The following is a 15,134-nucleotide window of genomic DNA, read 5'->3' on the forward strand; positions in this document are numbered from 1 at the left end:
AATTAAATCCCTGAGACTGAAAACTGAGACTGAGACTAAAAAAGTAACATAATTATTAACATTAAATATTTACACGCCATGAAAAACAGAGTACAATTAATCGGACATGTAGGTCAAGAACCAGAAATCAAAAACTTAGAATCTGGAAGAGTAGCTAACTTCACCATCGCTACAAATGAAAATTACACAAACGCCAAAGGTGAAAAAGTAGAACAAACCGAATGGCACCGCGTTTCCGCTTGGGGAAAGACAGTTGACATCGTAGAAAAATTGTTAACCAAAGGCACTCACGTAGCTTTAGAAGGAAAACTAACCCACAGAAGTTACGACGACAAAGAAGGAAACAAACGATATATCACAGAAGTTGTTGCGAATGAATTAGTTTTATTAAGTAAGTAATCAAGTTCAAGATCAAATACAAAAATCAAGTTCAATACATAGATTTTTTAAATTATTCCAATTTTATAAATCTGTGTTCCAAAAAATTCAATTAACATTAAATATTTACACGCCATGAAAAACTCAGTACAATTAATCGGACACGTTGGTCAAGAACCAGAAATCAAAAACCTTGAAGGAGGAAAAAAATTAGCTAACATTAGTATTGCTACAAATGAAGTGTATTACAAAGAAAACGGTGACAAAGTAGAACAAACGCAATGGCACCGAGTAACTGCTTGGGGCAAAACAGCTGATATCATCGAGCGATTTGTTACCAAAGGCAAAGAAATTGCTATCGAAGGAAAATTGACACACAGAAGTTACGACGACAAAGACGGAAACAAGCGTTTTATTACAGAAGTGCTTGCGAATGAAATTTTGTTAATCAGTAAATAAGAATGTTATGCAAGTTAGCGTATTTTCAATCCGTTTGGATGCTGCATTTTTGGAGTACGACCAACAACAATTGAATGCTTTTTTGAATTCGGTAACGTTTAAAAAATCGAGTACACAATTTGTTGAAGGTGAAGAAGCACATTGGTCTGTTATTGTTCATTATGAATCAGAAGAGCAACAAAAGCCAGAGCGATTAGAACGAAAATCTTACGAAGATTTGAATTCGAAAGACAAACAAGTTTACGGTTATTTGAATCAGTGGAGAAACGAAAAATCAGAAGCTTTGAAACTAAAGAAATATATGATTTGTCACAATTCAGAATTAATCGATTTAGCGATGTATAAGCCAAGCAACTTAGATGAATTACAACAAATTAAAGGTTTCGGAAAACAAAAAGCAGACCGATTTGGAGAAGATATTTTAGCTATTTTGAATGCCGTTTGAGAAAAGACCACCAGCGAAAGTTGGTGGTTTTTATTTAAAACAAAATGTCTTTCGCAGCGCGATAGGTATTAGCATGCGCATCAATAATTGTTTTTATTTCTGGAGAATAACCGCCACCCATACTCACTTGAACTGGGATTTGGTAACGATTGCAATTTTGGAAAACAATTTCATCTCTTTTTTTGCAACCGTCGATAGAGCAACCTAATTTTCCTAATTTATCAGAAGCCAAAATATCAACTCCTGCTAAATAGAAAATGAAATCAGGTTTTTGTTGTTCTATTAACTTTGGTATAAAAGTAGAAATCGTTTTTAGAAATTCATCATCTGAAGTGTTATCATCAAAGGCAATATCTAAATCAGAAGTTTCTTTTTTGAACGGATAATTCGATTTTCCATGGGTTGAAAAAGTAAAGACTTTGTCATTTTTCTGAAAAATTTCTGCCGTTCCGTTGCCTTGATGCACATCCAAATCAATGATTAAGACTTTTTTTACTAGTTTTTTGTCTAACAAATATTGGGCTGCTATGGCTTGGTCATTCAACAAACAAAACGCTTCACCACGATTAGAATAAGCATGATGCGTTCCGCCGGCAATGTTAAAAGCTACTTTGGTTTCAAATGCTTTTTCAGCGCCTATGATGGTTCCTTGTGCAATTCTCAATTCTCTTTCAACTAATTCTTTGGAAAGTGGAAAGCCAATTTTTCTGGCTGCTTTTGGTTCCAAAGTCAACCGCAATAAATCAGAAACATATTCTTTAGTATGAACGGATAAAACATTTTCGATTAGAGCGATTTCAGGTTCAAAAAAATCACTTTTTTGAGTAATCCCTTCATGAAGAAGTTGTTGCGGTAACAACTCGTATTTCAACATCGGAAAGCGATGTCCTTCAGGCAATGGATGTTTAAAAATAGGATGAAAGGCGATGGGAAACATTTACGAATTCATTAATTTCTGCAATTCATCCACAAACAATCCCATATGATATCCATCAACTAATCCATGATGTGCTAAAACCGCTAACGACATGGTTTTCTTTCCGTTTTCTTCAATCATTTTACCAAAGGAAATTTTAGGACAACTATCTTCGATTTTAAAATTTCTTGAATGGGTTAAACCTGTAAAATTAATCCAAGGAACCGCCGAAAAATGAATGATATTTTCAGGATATTCTCTAGTAAAAATTCCAGTAGTGGATTGCATTCTTTCGATTTCTTTCTGAGCTATTTTATTGAATTCCTGAATGTCTTCATGAAATTTCATAAACGAAAAACCGAAAGTTTTGTCTTCTCGCATGATGGTAGCAGAAGCATCAATTTCATCATACAAATAGACTTTTTTGTTTTCAATTCGTAAACGAAAATTTTCTACCGCATTAATCGCTGCTAAAGTTTTATGTAAGTAATAAACAAAAAAAGGAATTTGAATTGCTTTAGCTTTTTTTTTCGCAATTGTACAATCAATAGGTGTTGTTATACCAAAAAAAGGTTCGTCAAATGCTGAAAAGAATTCAAAATGTTCTTTTCTATTCCAAGTACTAATATTTATTTCAGTTTTCAATATTTTACTATTTGAAATTAAAAAACCTTCTCGGTTTAGGAGAAGGTTTAGGATGCTTTTTTTATTAAATCAAACATTGGGCAACGTTTGCAGCGTTTGTGTTCGCCTTTTTCAAATTTGCCACAACATTTTGATTTGCAGTTTTCTGCAATTTTTATTTCAGTTAAAAGAAGTTCCTTTTTCTTTTTCTTCTTTTTCTTTTTGTCCTTCTTTTTTTCTTCTTTGCTCATCAGAAATTCATTTGACTCTGCAAAGATAATATTATTTTTAAATATTCTAAATAAAAATTACTGCGGATTTATCGCAATCGAACTTGTAACCGATAATTGTTGGATATCACGGTCAAATAAATACAATCCACCACGATCTTCTCCAATCAAATTGATTTTATCTAAGATAGTTTTGGCTTGTGCTTCTTCTTCAATTTGTTCTGCAACATACCATTGTAAGAAATTGTGCGTAGAATAATCTCTTTCGCCTAAAGTAATGTGCACCAATTCGTTAATTGAGTTTGATACAAATAATTCGTGTTGGTACAATTCTTCAAACATTTCTTTAAAAGTTCCGAATTTGGTTTTCGGAGCTTTCAAATCCGTGATTTCGGCATGACCGCCTCTTTCGTTTACATATTTTACTAATTTCAACATGTGCGCACGTTCTTCATCCGATTGATTGTACATAAATTGAGCTACACCTTCTAATCCTTGAATTTCAGCCCAACAAGCCATTGATAAATAAATTTGTGAAGATTCGGCTTCTATTCTAATTTGCTTATTTAAAGCGTCTAAAATATTTTTTGTCAACATAATTTTTTCGTTTTGATGTAAAGTTATGAAATTATAATTATTTCAACGAATGATAATTCTTATAATATTGTTAATAGTGTTTCAATATTAGTTAACGCTTTGAAGTTTTTATGCTGAATTTCGAAATCGATTTTTTCGTATTCCCAAGTCGTGTGATACGGAATATGAATCGCATGACCACCAATGTTCAACACAGGTAAAACATCAGATTTCAAGGAATTTCCAATCATTAGAAAATCTTCAGCATGGCATTCCAAACGACCCAACATTTTTTCGTAATCCAATTCGGTTTTATCGCTCAATACTTCAATATGATGAAAATAGTGACCAATTCCTGAATCGTGTAACTTACGATGTTGGTCTTTTAAATCGCCTTTGGTAGCTACAACTAATTTGTATTTTCCTTTTAATTGTTGCAAAACCGATTCTACATTGGGCAACAATTCTACAGGTTTTTGCAATAAATCTTTTCCAATGGCTATAATTTGCTCAATTCCTTTTCCCGAAATTTGATGATTCGTCAATTGCAAAGCGGTTTCAATCATTGACAACGTAAACGCTTTGATTCCAAAACCATACAAAGGCAAATTTTTCACCTGATGATTCAAAATCAAACCCAAAATCTCCTGACTAGAAGCATAATCTTGAAATAAAGCACAAAAGCGTTCTTGTGCCTCATCAAAATAAGGTTCGTTGTGCCATAGAGTGTCGTCTGCGTCGAAAGCGATTATTTTTGGAGTCATAGTTGTTGTTTTTACCGCAGATTCACAGATTTTTTCAATTTTTTTTAATCTGCGAATCTGCGGTTATTTTTAGGATATCATCGCGCCATTAATAACGCCTTCCGCATCAGGATTTACGAAAACCAATTTACCTTCGGCGTTGTTCGTTAATAACAACATGCCTTCGCTTTCCACACCACGTAAAGCTCTTGGTGCTAAGTTTACTAAAACGGTTACGCGTTTTCCAATTACTTCTTCCGGTGTAAAATGCTCTGCAATTCCAGAAACGATGGTTCTAACATCAATTCCTGTATCTACTTTTAAAATTAAAAGTTTATTCGCTTTTGGCATTTTTTCCGCTTCAATGATGGTTCCAATTCGTAAATCTACTTTGGCAAAATCTTCGAAAGTAATGATTTCTTTTTGCGGTTCAGTTTTTGCGTTTTCCACTTTATTGGCGGTTTTAGTTGCTTCTAATTTGTCTAATTGTTTTTGGATTTCGGCATCTTCAATTTGGGCAAACAGAATTTCGGCTTGACCAATTTGGTGACCAGCTTTGGTTAAATTCCAATTTTCAAAAGCCAAATTCCAATTGTTGACTTTAATATTTAATATTTTACATAATTTGGAAGATGTAAAAGGCAAAAACGGTTCAGAAAGTATAGCTAAAGCAGAAGCAATTTGTAATGCTACATACATTTGAGTTTGCACTCTTGCTGGATTTTCTTTCACCATTTTCCAAGGTTCTTCATCTGCTAAATATTTGTTTCCTAAACGGGCAACGTTCATCAATTCACCTAATGCTTCTCTAAATCGGTAACGTTCAATTGAACTAGAAATTACAGCCGGATAGGCTTTTAATTCCACTAATGTTTGTTCGTCAACTTCAGAAAATTCGTATGGAGCTGGAATAATTCCGTTGTAATATTTATTGGTTAACACCACAACACGATTGATGAAATTTCCAAAAATAGCAGCTAATTCGTTATTATTTCTCGCTTGAAAATCTTTCCAAGTAAAGTCGTTGTCTTTGGTTTCTGGAGCATTCGCAGTTAATGCATAACGCAACGAATCTTGTTTTTCTGGGAAATCTTGCAAATATTCGTGCAACCAAACCGCCCAGTTTTTAGAAGTCGATAATTTGTTTCCTTCCAAATTTAAAAATTCATTTGCTGGAATATTATCGGGTAAAATATAACTTCCTTCAGCTTTTAACATCGCTGGGAAAATGATGCAATGGAACACGATATTATCTTTTCCAATGAAGTGAACCAATTTTGTGTCGGCATCTTTCCAATATGGTTCCCAATCTTTTCCTTCGCGAGCTGCCCATTCTTTGGTAGATGAAATGTAGCCAATTGGCGCATCAAACCAAACATATAATTTTTTTCCTTCCGCACCTTCTACAGGAACATCAATTCCCCAATCTAAATCACGTGTTACGGCTCTTGGCTCTAAACCACCATCAACCCACGATTTTACTTGTCCGTAAACATTCGGTTTCCAATCGTTTTTATGACCTTCCAAAATCCATTCTTTTAAAAAAGATTCGTAACGATTTAAAGGTAAAAACCAGTGTTTTGTTGATTTTAGAATTGGAGTTTCTCCTGTAATGGTTGATTTTGGATTAATTAAATCAGTAGCGTTTAAAGTAGAGCCACATTTTTCACATTGGTCGCCGTATGCTTCTGGATTGTCGCATTTTGGGCAAGTTCCAGTTACAAAACGATCAGCTAAAAATTGGTCCGCTTTTGCGTCGTATAATTGTTCGGTAGTTTCTTCAATGAAATCTCCGTTATCGTATAATTTTTTGAAAAATTCTGAGGCCGTTTTATGATGAATCTCTGCAGAAGTTCTTGAATAATTATCAAAAGAAATTCCGAAATCTAAAAATGATTGACGAATAATTCCGTCATATTTATCAATTACTTGTTGAGGCGTAATCCCTTCTTTTTTAGCTTTCATGGAAATGGCCACACCGTGTTCGTCGCTTCCACAAATGAAAGCCACATCTTTTCCTTGTAAACGCAAATATCTCGCATAAATATCAGATGGAACATAAACACCTGCTAAATGTCCAATGTGGATTGGTCCATTGGTATAAGGTAAAGCCGCAGTAATCGTATATCTTTTCGGATTTTCTAACATAATTTTTTATTTTAACGCAAAGACGCTAAGTTTTTCGCAAAGCTTTGCAAAGAAATTTTAAGTTTTAAAGTGCAAATGTCGTGAAAATTATAATTTATTCACAACTCGTCTGATACCTTCTTTTAAAAGAACGGAATTAAAGTTTAAAAGTAAGCCCAATTTAAAGTTGCCAAGCCTCAAATAAGTCAAAGTTTGAGCAAAATGAAGTTCAGAAAGTTCTTCAACACTTTTTAATTCTAAAACCAGTTTATCTTCTACTAGTAAGTCAATTCTGTAACCGCAATCTAGTTTTACATCTTCGAAAATCAATGGAATTGATTTTTCTTTATCAACTTTAAATCCTGCCTTTATAAGCTTGTAATATAGACATTCTTTATAAGTGTTTTCAAGTAAACCTGGACCTAATGCATTATGAACTTCAATGGCAATTCCAATAACTTTATTTGAGATTTCATTTTCTGTCATTTTTCCTTTTTTAACTTTGCGAAAAACTTCTAAACTTTGCATTAAATTTTGAACAACTGATATGTTAATTTAGAAAGCAAAAATTATTTTTGAAGATATTTTGGTTCTAACTTCAAACAAAAATAATTCATTAACCCTGAAATCTCGAATTTTTGAATTGTTTTTATGTATTTTTGAATGAAGTTTACTAATTGGTATGATTCGATACTTCGTTATAATACTTTTTAACCCTAAATTCATATTCACAAAAGAAAATGAAAATTCCACCTTATCTAAAAAAAGGCGACACCGTTGCTCTAGTTTGTACCGCTCGTAAATTTTTTCCTGATGATGCAAAACCTGCTATCGCATTATTAGCATCTTGGGGGTTGAAAGCCAAATTAGGCAGAACCATAGGTTTAGATAGCTGCCAACTTGGTGGAACCGATGCTGAAAGAATTGCCGATTTTCAAGAAATGTTGGATGATGAGAATATCAAAGCAATTTGGTGCGCGCGAGGCGGTTATGGAACGGTTCGAATAATTGATTCATTAGATTTCACCAAATTCAAAAAGCATCCCAAATGGATTATGGGATTTTCTGATGTTACGGTTTTGCACAGTCAATTGAATGTGGAACGCGTGGCGACTTTGCATTCGATTATGCCGTTTACGGTTCCAAAAGCTCCAGAAGAAGTAAAAGAAACCTTGCGAAAAGCACTTTTTGGAGAAGCTATTTCATATACAATTCCATCAAAATTGTATGATATAAAAGGAAAAGCTTCAGGTGAATTGGTTGGAGGAAATATTTCTATTTTATATAGTTTATTGGGTTCAAAATCTTCGATTGATACAGATGGAAAAATTCTTTTTATTGAAGATTTGGATGAATATTTGTATCACATCGACAGAATGATGTACAATTTAAAACGCAACGGTTATTTTGAAAAGGTTAAAGGAATTATTGTGGGAAGTATGACCGATATGCACGATAACGAAATTCCATTTGGGCAAAATGAAGTGCAAATAATTACTGAAATTGCCAAAGAGTATAACATTCCAATTGCCTTCGAATTTCCAGCCGGACACCAAAAAGACAACCGAACTCTGATTTTTGGAAAAAAAGTAGATTTTGAAGTGAATGAAAAAGAAATCAAATTGAAATTTGATTAAATCACAATATTATAAATTTCAATTGTCAACTAGGATTTTTGGAATTTGGAATTTAATTTTTGGAATTTAAATCATGGCAGAACACAACGATTTAGGAAAACTTGGAGAAGAATTGGCGATAGATTTCTTAGAAAAAAATGGTTATGAAATCTTAGAAACAAATTGGGTTTTTGACAAAGCCGAAATCGATATTATTGCTCAAAAAAATGGAGTTTTAGCCGTTGTTGAGGTAAAAACGCGTTCAAGTATAGAATTTGGTTTGCCTCAAGATTTTGTTAAACCAAAAAAGATTAAATTGCTGCTAAAAGCAATTGACGAATATGTGGTTCAAAACGATTTAGATGTTGAAGTTCGTTTTGATATTATTGCAATTCATAAAGAAAGTACAAATTTTAACATTGAGCACATTGAAGAGGCTTTTTATTATTTTTAAGTTAAATTTATAACATTTTGTTTTTTTGTTTTTATCTTTGTCGAAATTAATTTAAAATTGCATGAAAACCATTTCTTCTGTTGTTGAACAATACATCAAATCAAAGCCGTTTTTACTAAATTCCATAGCACAAGGAATAATAAATTTAACATCATTAGCTAGAATCATGATGCCTGAAATTGAAAAAGATTTGGGTAAGGATGTGAAGCAAGGCGCTGTTGTTATGGCGCTTAAGAGGTTGTCAGAAGAATTAGATTTTAAAATCAATTATAAGATTTCAAAAGTATTGAAGAATATTGGAGAAATTACGGTTCGTTCTTCTTTAGTTGATTTTGCATTTGTTATTTCACCAACACTTCTTGAAAATCAAGCGCGTTTGTTGGCGGAAATTAATAAAGACCAAGACTTGTTTTACACTTCTTCAAGAGGAGTAAATGAAACAAATATAATAGTTAGTTCTTCGATTTCTACCGTTGTTGATGAGATTTTTAAAAGTGAAAAACTGACTCATAAGGTAGGGAATTTATCTTCAATTACTGTAAAATTACCAAACGTTAATATTACAATTCCAGGAGTTTTTTATTACATTTTTCAATGTCTTGCTTGGGAAGGAGTAATTGTACATGAAGTTATTTCTACAACAAATGAGTTTACAGTAATTGTTCACGACAACCAAATTGATATTGCCTTTAAGGTTATAAAAGACCTCAAGAATATTGAAGATTAACAAAAAAGTTGCTAAATTTTTTCTCATCAAAAAAAGAAACGTATTTTTACCACACTTTATACTAAAAGAGCAGTTTTTTAGTTACTATAAAAAAGCGTTTTTACTTTGAAAAACAATACTTTAAAATACATCCTAATTTTAGGATTTTTATTCTTTTTGATAGCGTGTTCTGTCAAGAAAGACCGTTTTGTGAATAGAAATTTCCATGCCGTAACCACCGAATATAATGTCTTATTCAATGGATATGAAGCGCTAGATGCTGGTGTTGTGGATTTAGTTGCTACTTACAAAGATAATTTTTGGGAAATCCTACCAGTGGAACGGATGCCTGATGTTGAAGAAAATTTATTACCAGGGGAAGCCAAAAATCCAAACTTCAAACGAGCAGAAGACAAAGCAGTTAAAGCCATTCAAAAACATTCCATGAACATTGCTGGAAATGAAAAAAATCCGCAAATGGATGAGGCTTATTTGTTGTTAGGTAAGGCTAGATATTATGATAACCGATTTATTCCTGCGTTAGAAGCTTTAAACTATATTCTTTATAAATATCCACAAAGTGATAAAATTTATCACGCTAAAGTTTGGCGTGAAAAAGTAAATATTCGTTTGGAAAATAATGATGTAGCCATCAAAAATTTAAAACGATTACTAGATAATAATCAAATTGACGGACAAGATTTAGCAGATGCTAATGCAATGCTTACGCAAGCTTATATTAATACAGGATCAAACGATAGTGCTATTGCAACTATCAAGATTGCAAAAGAAGCAACAAAGTCAAAAGAAGAAAGAGCGCGTTATCTTTTCATTTTAGGTCAACTTTACGAGTCTTTTGCATACAATGACAGCGCTTTTGTTGCATACCAACAAGTAATTGACATGAATAGAAAAGCGCCAAGACGTTATGTAATTCATGCTCATGCCAAACAAGCTGCACAGTTCGATTATAATAATGGTGATACTTTGGCATTTTCAACGAAATTTAATGAGCTTATTGCAGATAGAGAGAACAGACCTTTTCTAGATGTACTGTATCATCAAAAAGGCTTATTTTACGACAAGATGAATTTGGATGAACAAGCGAAAAAATACTACAATAAATCCATAAAATCCTTTACTAATGACGGTTATTTAATTTCTTCTAATTATAGAAATTTAGGAGAAATCCATTTTGATAATGCGGAATACAAAAAAGCTGGAATGTATTACGACAGTACATTATTAAGATTGAATGAAAGAACTAGAGAATACCGCCAAATTAAAAAGAAGCGCGACAATCTTGAAGAAGTTATCAAATACGAAGAAATAGCCAAAGCTAACGACAGTATTCTAAGTATTGTTGCAATGAATGATAAAGCCAGAATAATGTATTTTGAAAATTATATTGAAAAATTAAAAATTCAAGATGCAGAAAAAGAAAGATTAGCTAAAGAAAAAGCAGAAAAAGAAGCGAACATTTTAGCCAACACTTCTCCAGGCGGAATCAATCCACCAACTGGAGGAAACATACCGCCAGGTAAAATTTTATCGCAGTCTGCCGACATTGTTCCTTTAGATAAACCGCAATCAGGGCCAAAGAATGCAAATCAAAGCGCTTTTTATTTTTATAATCCAGTGACCGTTAATTATGGGAAAAGAGAATTTATTTCCAAATGGGGCAATCGCCAGTTGGTTGAAAATTGGAGAGTAGCGGCAAGTACTAAAAATACTTTTTCGGCTATGGATGCTAATGAAAATGATTTAGATGATACGGATGATAAAGAAGATATAGTTGAAAATCCACTTTATAATGTTGATTATTATTTGACTCAAATTCCAACAGATACAAATGTAATTGATAGTTTGGGAATTGATAGAAATTTAGCTTATTATCAATTGGGGTTAATCTATAAAGAGAAATTCAAAGAATACCAATTAGCCGCTAATCGATTTGAGCAATTGCTTAAAAACAAACCGGAAGAAAAATTGGTTTTACCAACGAAATACAATTTATTCAAAATTTACGAAATCATTGATCCTTCAAAAGCTAAAATGTATAAAGAGCAAATTTTGAATGAATATCCCGATAGTCGTTATGCGCAAATCATTCAACACCCGCAATTGAGTGTTTCTGATAATGAAAGTCCCGATTTGGTCTATAATCGATTGTATAAATCGTTGCAGGAAAACAAAGTAAAAGAAGTTTTTGAAGAAGTTACCGTCCGAATCGAACAATATTTTGGAGATGAAATGTTGCCAAAATTCGAAATGTTGCGAGCGGCAGCCATTGGAAGATTAAATGGTTTAGACGAATACAAAGCGGCATTAAATTGGGTAGCAGTAAATTATCCCAATAAACCAGAAGGAAAGCAAGCCGAAATCATGTTGACAAAGGAAATTCCCGCTATCGAAGCACTTCAATTAGGAGCAACAGAAGTTTCGTCATGGAAATTGGTTTTTCCAAAAGAAAATTTGAACGAAAAAGACAAAAAACAGCTAGTTGAAAAATTAAACTTATATTTGAAAGATAGCCAACGAAGAGAATTAAAAATATCAGAAGATTTATATACTATTAATAAAGATTTCATTGTTTTACACGGTTTTATTGATGACGGTACGGCTTTTTCAGCTTTAACCTTGTTGAGAGAATACAAGAATTACAAAGTAAAAGATGAGGTTTATATTATAAGTGCCGAAGACTATAAAGTCATACAAATGAAAAAGCAATTTGATGATTGGAAAAAATTAAACAAAAAATAACCCAAAAACTACTACTATGTTTGATAAAGCTAAACCCAAAGAACCCCAATTTGGAACAACCAACAGAATAGTTGAAGGAACCATAATAACTGGAGACATCAATTCCAAAGCTGATTTTCGATTAGACGGAATTTTAGTTGGTAATTACACGTCAAGCGGAAAATTAGTTATTGGTCCATCTGGTGAAGTTCAAGGCGATATTACTTGTAAAAACTTAGATATCGAAGGGAAATTTACTGGAAAATTACAAATCGCAGAGTTGTTGAGTGTGAAATCTAAAGCAGTTATCAAAGGTGAAGTGCAAACTAATAAATTAGCCATTGAACCTGGGGCTGTTTTTGAAGCAACTTGCGCAATGAAATCGCAATTAATTCCATTAACCAATGACAAATCCGAAAAGACAGCATAACAAATGGTTGTCTTTGATAACGATTCCTATTCAAATGGGTTTGGTTATTTATTTGTTTCATTTTTTAGGTGTTTGGTTAGATAAAAAATACCAATTATCCTTCTGTGAACAAGCTTTTACCTTATTAGGAGTTGTGGTAGCCATGTATTACGTGATTAAACAACTCAATCAGATTAATAAAAATGAAGATAAATCTAAATAAAATTCCCATTGTATTTCAGCTACTTTTATTGTTGGTATTCGTTTACGGAAATATTCTTTTATTAGAAGCCGTATTTTCCTTAGAAGAAAAGTGGAAAAGTGCATATTATACGTTTTATCAAACGTTCTCTTTTTTCGCCATTTCTAGTAGTGTAATTCTGCTATTGAATTTAATCATTCAAAAAAAGGCAAAAGACCAAATTGGATATGTCTTTTTGGGAATTATGACCGTGAAAGTAATTGCCGCTTATATTTTTATTGCTCCAGCTTTGGAATTAAAAACAGCTTCTAGTCAATTTGAAAAAAACAACTTTTTTATTTATTTTCTTACTTTTTTAGCAATAGACGTGTATTTGACCGCTCAAATTTTGAATAAAAAAAACTAAAACTTTGAAAATTGAATGAAATAGCAAAAAAAATATTTTTTAAAACTTGCTATATTAATTAAAGTTGTACTTTTGCAAAAAATTTTAACGACCATAAAAATTACATACAATAAAGATATGGTATTTTTAAGAAAATCTCTTCCTGTAATTCTTGCTTGCGCTTTAGCGTTCGCACCTTTATTTAGTTTTGCCAATTCAGAAACTGACAGCTTGCAAATGGCTACAACAGTAGCTCAGGAAAGCGAAGTTGATGCACATCATGCACAAGAACCACAAAGCAAGAAAGAAAAAATTAATGCTTACATTGAACATCACTTACAAGATTCTCATGACTTTACTTTTTTCTCAGATGAGGAAACAGGAAAGCATTATGGTTTTTCTTTGCCAGTAATTATATATGATAATGGTTTAAAAGTTTTCTCTTCTTCAAAATTTCATCATGGTGAAACCATTGCAGAGGTTGATGGAAATTATTACAAATTATATCACGGTAAGATTTATAAAACAGATGCTTTAGGAACAATCGAATACGATGAAGCGCATCACCCAACAAATGCAAAACCTTTAGACTTTTCTATTACTAAAAATGTAGTAGGTTTATTGATTGCGTGTGTTTTGTTGTTTGTAATGTTTGTTGGTTACGCTAGAAAATTCAAAAAAGGTGGCGCTAATACAATTCCAACAGGATTTAGTAGAGTTTTAGAACCATTAGTATTATATGTTCGTGATGAAATTGCTCGTCCAAATATTGGTGAGAAAAAATACAAAAAATTCATGCCTTATTTGTTAACGGTGTTTTTCTTAATTTGGTTGTTAAACTTATTAGGCTTAACTCCAATGGGAATCAACGTAACAGGTAATATTGCGGTTACTATGTGTTTGGCATTGTTTACTTTCTTTGTAACACAATTCAGTGGTAATAAAGATTATTGGAAGCATATTTTTTGGATGCCAGGAGTTCCTGTTCCAATGAAAATTGTTTTAATGCCAATTGAGATTTTAGGAATGTTTACAAAACCATTCTCGTTGATGATTCGTTTGTTTGCTAATATTACAGCAGGTCACGCGGTGGTTATGGGATTAATTGCTATTGTGTTTTTGTTTCAACAGCAACTATCAGTAGGTGGAAGTATCGGTATTTCATTTGTACTAACTTTGTTTATCTCTGTAATTGAGTTGTTAGTAGCATTTTTACAGGCATTTATTTTCACTATGTTGTCGTCGTTATTTATCGGAATGGCTGTGGAAGAGCATCATCACGATGATCACCATTAATAAAAAGAATAAATTTTGTTTAATTATATAAATCAATTATCATGACAATTCCAAATTTAGTAGGAGCAGGTTTAATCGTAATCGGAGGTGGATTAGGTTTAGGTAAAATCGGTGGTTCAGCAATGGACGCTATTGCTCGTCAGCCAGAAGCTGCGGGTAAAATCCAAACTGCGATGATTATCATCGGAGCTCTTTTAGAAGGTTTAGCATTTGGTGCTTTAATCTTAGGAGCATAATTAAATTACACATACGTTGCAACGGTTGGTTGTAACGTATGTTAATTAAACAATTTTTAGTTAAAAAGATTCAAGAATAAATTTAAGATATGGATAAGTTAATTAATGATTTTTCGTTTGGTTTGTTCTTTTGGCAAGCAATCATTCTTATTGTTTTAATTGTTTTGTTGGCAAAGTTTGCTTGGAAACCAATTATGGCTGCTTTAGAAGCTCGTGAATCGGGTATTGCAGATGCATTAGTTTCTGCTGAAATTGCTAGAAAAGAGTTATTAAACTTAAAAGCAGACAATCAAAAATTATTGGATGAAGCTCGTGTAGAAAGAGATGCAATGATTAAAGAAGCGCGTGAAATCAAAGAAAAAATGATTGCCGATGCTAAATCTGAAGCGCAAGTTCAAGGTGAAAAAATGATTGCACAAGCGAAAGCTACTATTGAAAGTGAGAAAAACGCAGCTATGGTAGAATTAAAATCTCATGTTTCTACATTGTCAATTGATATTGCTGAAAAGATTTTAAAAAGCGAATTAGCAGACAAAGAGGCGCAATCGAAATTGGTTGCTACAATGTTGAATGACGCTAAATTAAACTAA

Annotated in this window: 20 protein-coding genes; 13 read left to right on the forward strand and 7 right to left on the reverse strand. The window is 32.6% G+C overall.

Annotated elements, in window-relative coordinates; translation table 11 throughout:
• Window positions 1–78: 78 nt before the first annotated feature.
• The 3 genes from DPN68_RS00745 to DPN68_RS00755 all read left to right on the forward strand — a co-directional run bounded on the left by DPN68_RS00745 (window position 79) and on the right by DPN68_RS00755 (window position 1,282).
• Entirely contained in the window at window positions 79–399 is a 321-nt protein-coding gene (locus DPN68_RS00745; RefSeq protein WP_113987672.1) for a single-stranded DNA-binding protein, read from the forward strand.
• A 114-nt stretch (window positions 400–513) separates the two neighbouring features.
• Window positions 514–837: a single-stranded DNA-binding protein gene (locus DPN68_RS00750; RefSeq protein WP_113987673.1), complete on the forward strand. Its 324-nt coding sequence runs from the start codon at window positions 514–516 to the stop codon at window positions 835–837.
• 7 nt (window positions 838–844) lie between these two features.
• Entirely contained in the window at window positions 845–1,282 is a 438-nt protein-coding gene (locus DPN68_RS00755; RefSeq protein WP_113987674.1) for an HRDC domain-containing protein, read from the forward strand.
• Window positions 1,283–1,316: 34 nt separating this feature from the next.
• Here the strand turns inward: DPN68_RS00755 and DPN68_RS00760 are convergent, their stop codons facing one another.
• The 7 genes from DPN68_RS00760 to DPN68_RS00790 all read right to left on the reverse strand — a co-directional run bounded on the left by DPN68_RS00760 (window position 1,317) and on the right by DPN68_RS00790 (window position 7,026).
• Complete coding sequence (locus tag DPN68_RS00760) at window positions 1,317–2,219, reverse strand: histone deacetylase family protein (protein ID WP_113987675.1); 903 nt, start codon at window positions 2,217–2,219, stop codon at window positions 1,317–1,319.
• A complete protein-coding gene (locus DPN68_RS00765; RefSeq protein ID WP_113987676.1) occupies window positions 2,220–2,843 on the reverse strand; it encodes a chloramphenicol acetyltransferase in 624 nt (207 codons plus the stop codon).
• Window positions 2,844–2,890: 47 nt separating this feature from the next.
• A complete protein-coding gene (locus DPN68_RS00770) occupies window positions 2,891–3,073 on the reverse strand; it encodes a hypothetical protein (protein ID WP_113987677.1) in 183 nt (60 codons plus the stop codon).
• A gap of 57 nt (window positions 3,074–3,130) precedes the next feature.
• Complete coding sequence (locus tag DPN68_RS00775; protein ID WP_113987678.1) at window positions 3,131–3,649, reverse strand: ferritin; 519 nt, start codon at window positions 3,647–3,649, stop codon at window positions 3,131–3,133.
• 59 nt (window positions 3,650–3,708) lie between these two features.
• Entirely contained in the window at window positions 3,709–4,392 is a 684-nt protein-coding gene (locus DPN68_RS00780) for an HAD family hydrolase (RefSeq protein WP_113987679.1), read from the reverse strand.
• 69 nt (window positions 4,393–4,461) lie between these two features.
• The gene (gene metG, locus DPN68_RS00785) at window positions 4,462–6,519 is read right to left on the reverse strand and encodes a methionine--tRNA ligase (protein ID WP_113987680.1); all 2,058 of its coding nucleotides are present in this window, start codon (window positions 6,517–6,519) and stop codon (window positions 4,462–4,464) included.
• An 87-nt stretch (window positions 6,520–6,606) separates the two neighbouring features.
• Window positions 6,607–7,026 carry a GxxExxY protein gene (locus DPN68_RS00790; protein ID WP_317047756.1) on the reverse strand — a complete coding sequence of 140 codons (420 nt, stop codon included), beginning with the start codon at window positions 7,024–7,026 and terminating at the stop codon, window positions 6,607–6,609.
• A 212-nt stretch (window positions 7,027–7,238) separates the two neighbouring features.
• Here DPN68_RS00790 and DPN68_RS00795 point away from each other — a divergent pair, with 212 nt between their 5' ends.
• From DPN68_RS00795 to DPN68_RS00840, 10 genes are all read left to right on the forward strand, one after another.
• Window positions 7,239–8,135 carry a S66 peptidase family protein gene (locus DPN68_RS00795; RefSeq protein WP_113987681.1) on the forward strand — a complete coding sequence of 299 codons (897 nt, stop codon included), beginning with the start codon at window positions 7,239–7,241 and terminating at the stop codon, window positions 8,133–8,135.
• A 73-nt stretch (window positions 8,136–8,208) separates the two neighbouring features.
• Complete coding sequence (locus DPN68_RS00800; RefSeq protein ID WP_113987682.1) at window positions 8,209–8,568, forward strand: YraN family protein; 360 nt, start codon at window positions 8,209–8,211, stop codon at window positions 8,566–8,568.
• Window positions 8,569–8,629: 61 nt separating this feature from the next.
• Entirely contained in the window at window positions 8,630–9,295 is a 666-nt protein-coding gene (locus DPN68_RS00805) for an aspartate kinase (protein WP_113987683.1), read from the forward strand.
• 105 nt (window positions 9,296–9,400) lie between these two features.
• Window positions 9,401–12,037, forward strand: a complete 2,637-nt coding sequence (gene porW, locus DPN68_RS00810; protein WP_239986976.1) for a type IX secretion system periplasmic lipoprotein PorW/SprE — start codon at window positions 9,401–9,403, stop codon at window positions 12,035–12,037.
• A 16-nt stretch (window positions 12,038–12,053) separates the two neighbouring features.
• The gene (locus DPN68_RS00815) at window positions 12,054–12,446 is read left to right on the forward strand and encodes a bactofilin family protein (RefSeq protein ID WP_113987684.1); all 393 of its coding nucleotides are present in this window, start codon (window positions 12,054–12,056) and stop codon (window positions 12,444–12,446) included.
• Window positions 12,421–12,648: an AtpZ/AtpI family protein gene (locus DPN68_RS00820; RefSeq protein WP_113987685.1), complete on the forward strand. Its 228-nt coding sequence runs from the start codon at window positions 12,421–12,423 to the stop codon at window positions 12,646–12,648. The genes DPN68_RS00815 and DPN68_RS00820 overlap by 26 nt, the downstream gene beginning before the upstream one ends.
• Window positions 12,629–13,033 carry a hypothetical protein gene (locus tag DPN68_RS00825; RefSeq protein WP_113987686.1) on the forward strand — a complete coding sequence of 135 codons (405 nt, stop codon included), beginning with the start codon at window positions 12,629–12,631 and terminating at the stop codon, window positions 13,031–13,033. The genes DPN68_RS00820 and DPN68_RS00825 overlap by 20 nt, the downstream gene beginning before the upstream one ends.
• Before the next feature lie 117 nt (window positions 13,034–13,150).
• On the forward strand, window positions 13,151–14,308 hold the full coding sequence (gene atpB / locus DPN68_RS00830) for a F0F1 ATP synthase subunit A (protein ID WP_113987856.1): 1,158 nt from the start codon (window positions 13,151–13,153) through the stop codon (window positions 14,306–14,308).
• Window positions 14,309–14,349: 41 nt separating this feature from the next.
• A complete protein-coding gene (locus DPN68_RS00835) occupies window positions 14,350–14,544 on the forward strand; it encodes a hypothetical protein (protein ID WP_113987687.1) in 195 nt (64 codons plus the stop codon).
• Window positions 14,545–14,633: 89 nt separating this feature from the next.
• Window positions 14,634–15,134 (forward strand): F0F1 ATP synthase subunit B, encoded by a 501-nt coding sequence (locus tag DPN68_RS00840; protein WP_113987688.1) that lies wholly within the window; start codon window positions 14,634–14,636, stop codon window positions 15,132–15,134.

Origin of the sequence: Flavobacterium tibetense, assembly GCF_003293845.1 — a bacterium.
Taxonomy (GTDB): Bacteria; Bacteroidota; Bacteroidia; order Flavobacteriales; family Flavobacteriaceae; genus Flavobacterium; species Flavobacterium tibetense.

Coding starts and splice junctions, on each gene's coding strand:
- DPN68_RS00745 (WP_113987672.1), top strand. CDS start 79: ATGAAAAACAGAGTACAATTAATCGGACATGTAGGTCAAGAACCAGAA.
- DPN68_RS00750 (WP_113987673.1), top strand. CDS start 514: ATGAAAAACTCAGTACAATTAATCGGACACGTTGGTCAAGAACCAGAA.
- DPN68_RS00755 (WP_113987674.1), top strand. CDS start 845: ATGCAAGTTAGCGTATTTTCAATCCGTTTGGATGCTGCATTTTTGGAG.
- DPN68_RS00760 (WP_113987675.1), bottom strand. CDS start 2,219: ATGTTTCCCATCGCCTTTCATCCTATTTTTAAACATCCATTGCCTGAA.
- DPN68_RS00770 (WP_113987677.1), bottom strand. CDS start 3,073: ATGAGCAAAGAAGAAAAAAAGAAGGACAAAAAGAAAAAGAAGAAAAAG.
- DPN68_RS00775 (WP_113987678.1), bottom strand. CDS start 3,649: ATGTTGACAAAAAATATTTTAGACGCTTTAAATAAGCAAATTAGAATA.
- DPN68_RS00780 (WP_113987679.1), bottom strand. CDS start 4,392: ATGACTCCAAAAATAATCGCTTTCGACGCAGACGACACTCTATGGCAC.
- metG (WP_113987680.1), bottom strand. CDS start 6,519: ATGTTAGAAAATCCGAAAAGATATACGATTACTGCGGCTTTACCTTAT.
- DPN68_RS00790 (WP_317047756.1), bottom strand. CDS start 7,026: ATGCAAAGTTTAGAAGTTTTTCGCAAAGTTAAAAAAGGAAAAATGACA.
- DPN68_RS00795 (WP_113987681.1), top strand. CDS start 7,239: ATGAAAATTCCACCTTATCTAAAAAAAGGCGACACCGTTGCTCTAGTT.
- DPN68_RS00800 (WP_113987682.1), top strand. CDS start 8,209: ATGGCAGAACACAACGATTTAGGAAAACTTGGAGAAGAATTGGCGATA.
- DPN68_RS00805 (WP_113987683.1), top strand. CDS start 8,630: ATGAAAACCATTTCTTCTGTTGTTGAACAATACATCAAATCAAAGCCG.
- DPN68_RS00815 (WP_113987684.1), top strand. CDS start 12,054: ATGTTTGATAAAGCTAAACCCAAAGAACCCCAATTTGGAACAACCAAC.
- DPN68_RS00820 (WP_113987685.1), top strand. CDS start 12,421: ATGACAAATCCGAAAAGACAGCATAACAAATGGTTGTCTTTGATAACG.
- DPN68_RS00825 (WP_113987686.1), top strand. CDS start 12,629: ATGAAGATAAATCTAAATAAAATTCCCATTGTATTTCAGCTACTTTTA.
- atpB (WP_113987856.1), top strand. CDS start 13,151: ATGGTATTTTTAAGAAAATCTCTTCCTGTAATTCTTGCTTGCGCTTTA.
- DPN68_RS00835 (WP_113987687.1), top strand. CDS start 14,350: ATGACAATTCCAAATTTAGTAGGAGCAGGTTTAATCGTAATCGGAGGT.
- DPN68_RS00840 (WP_113987688.1), top strand. CDS start 14,634: ATGGATAAGTTAATTAATGATTTTTCGTTTGGTTTGTTCTTTTGGCAA.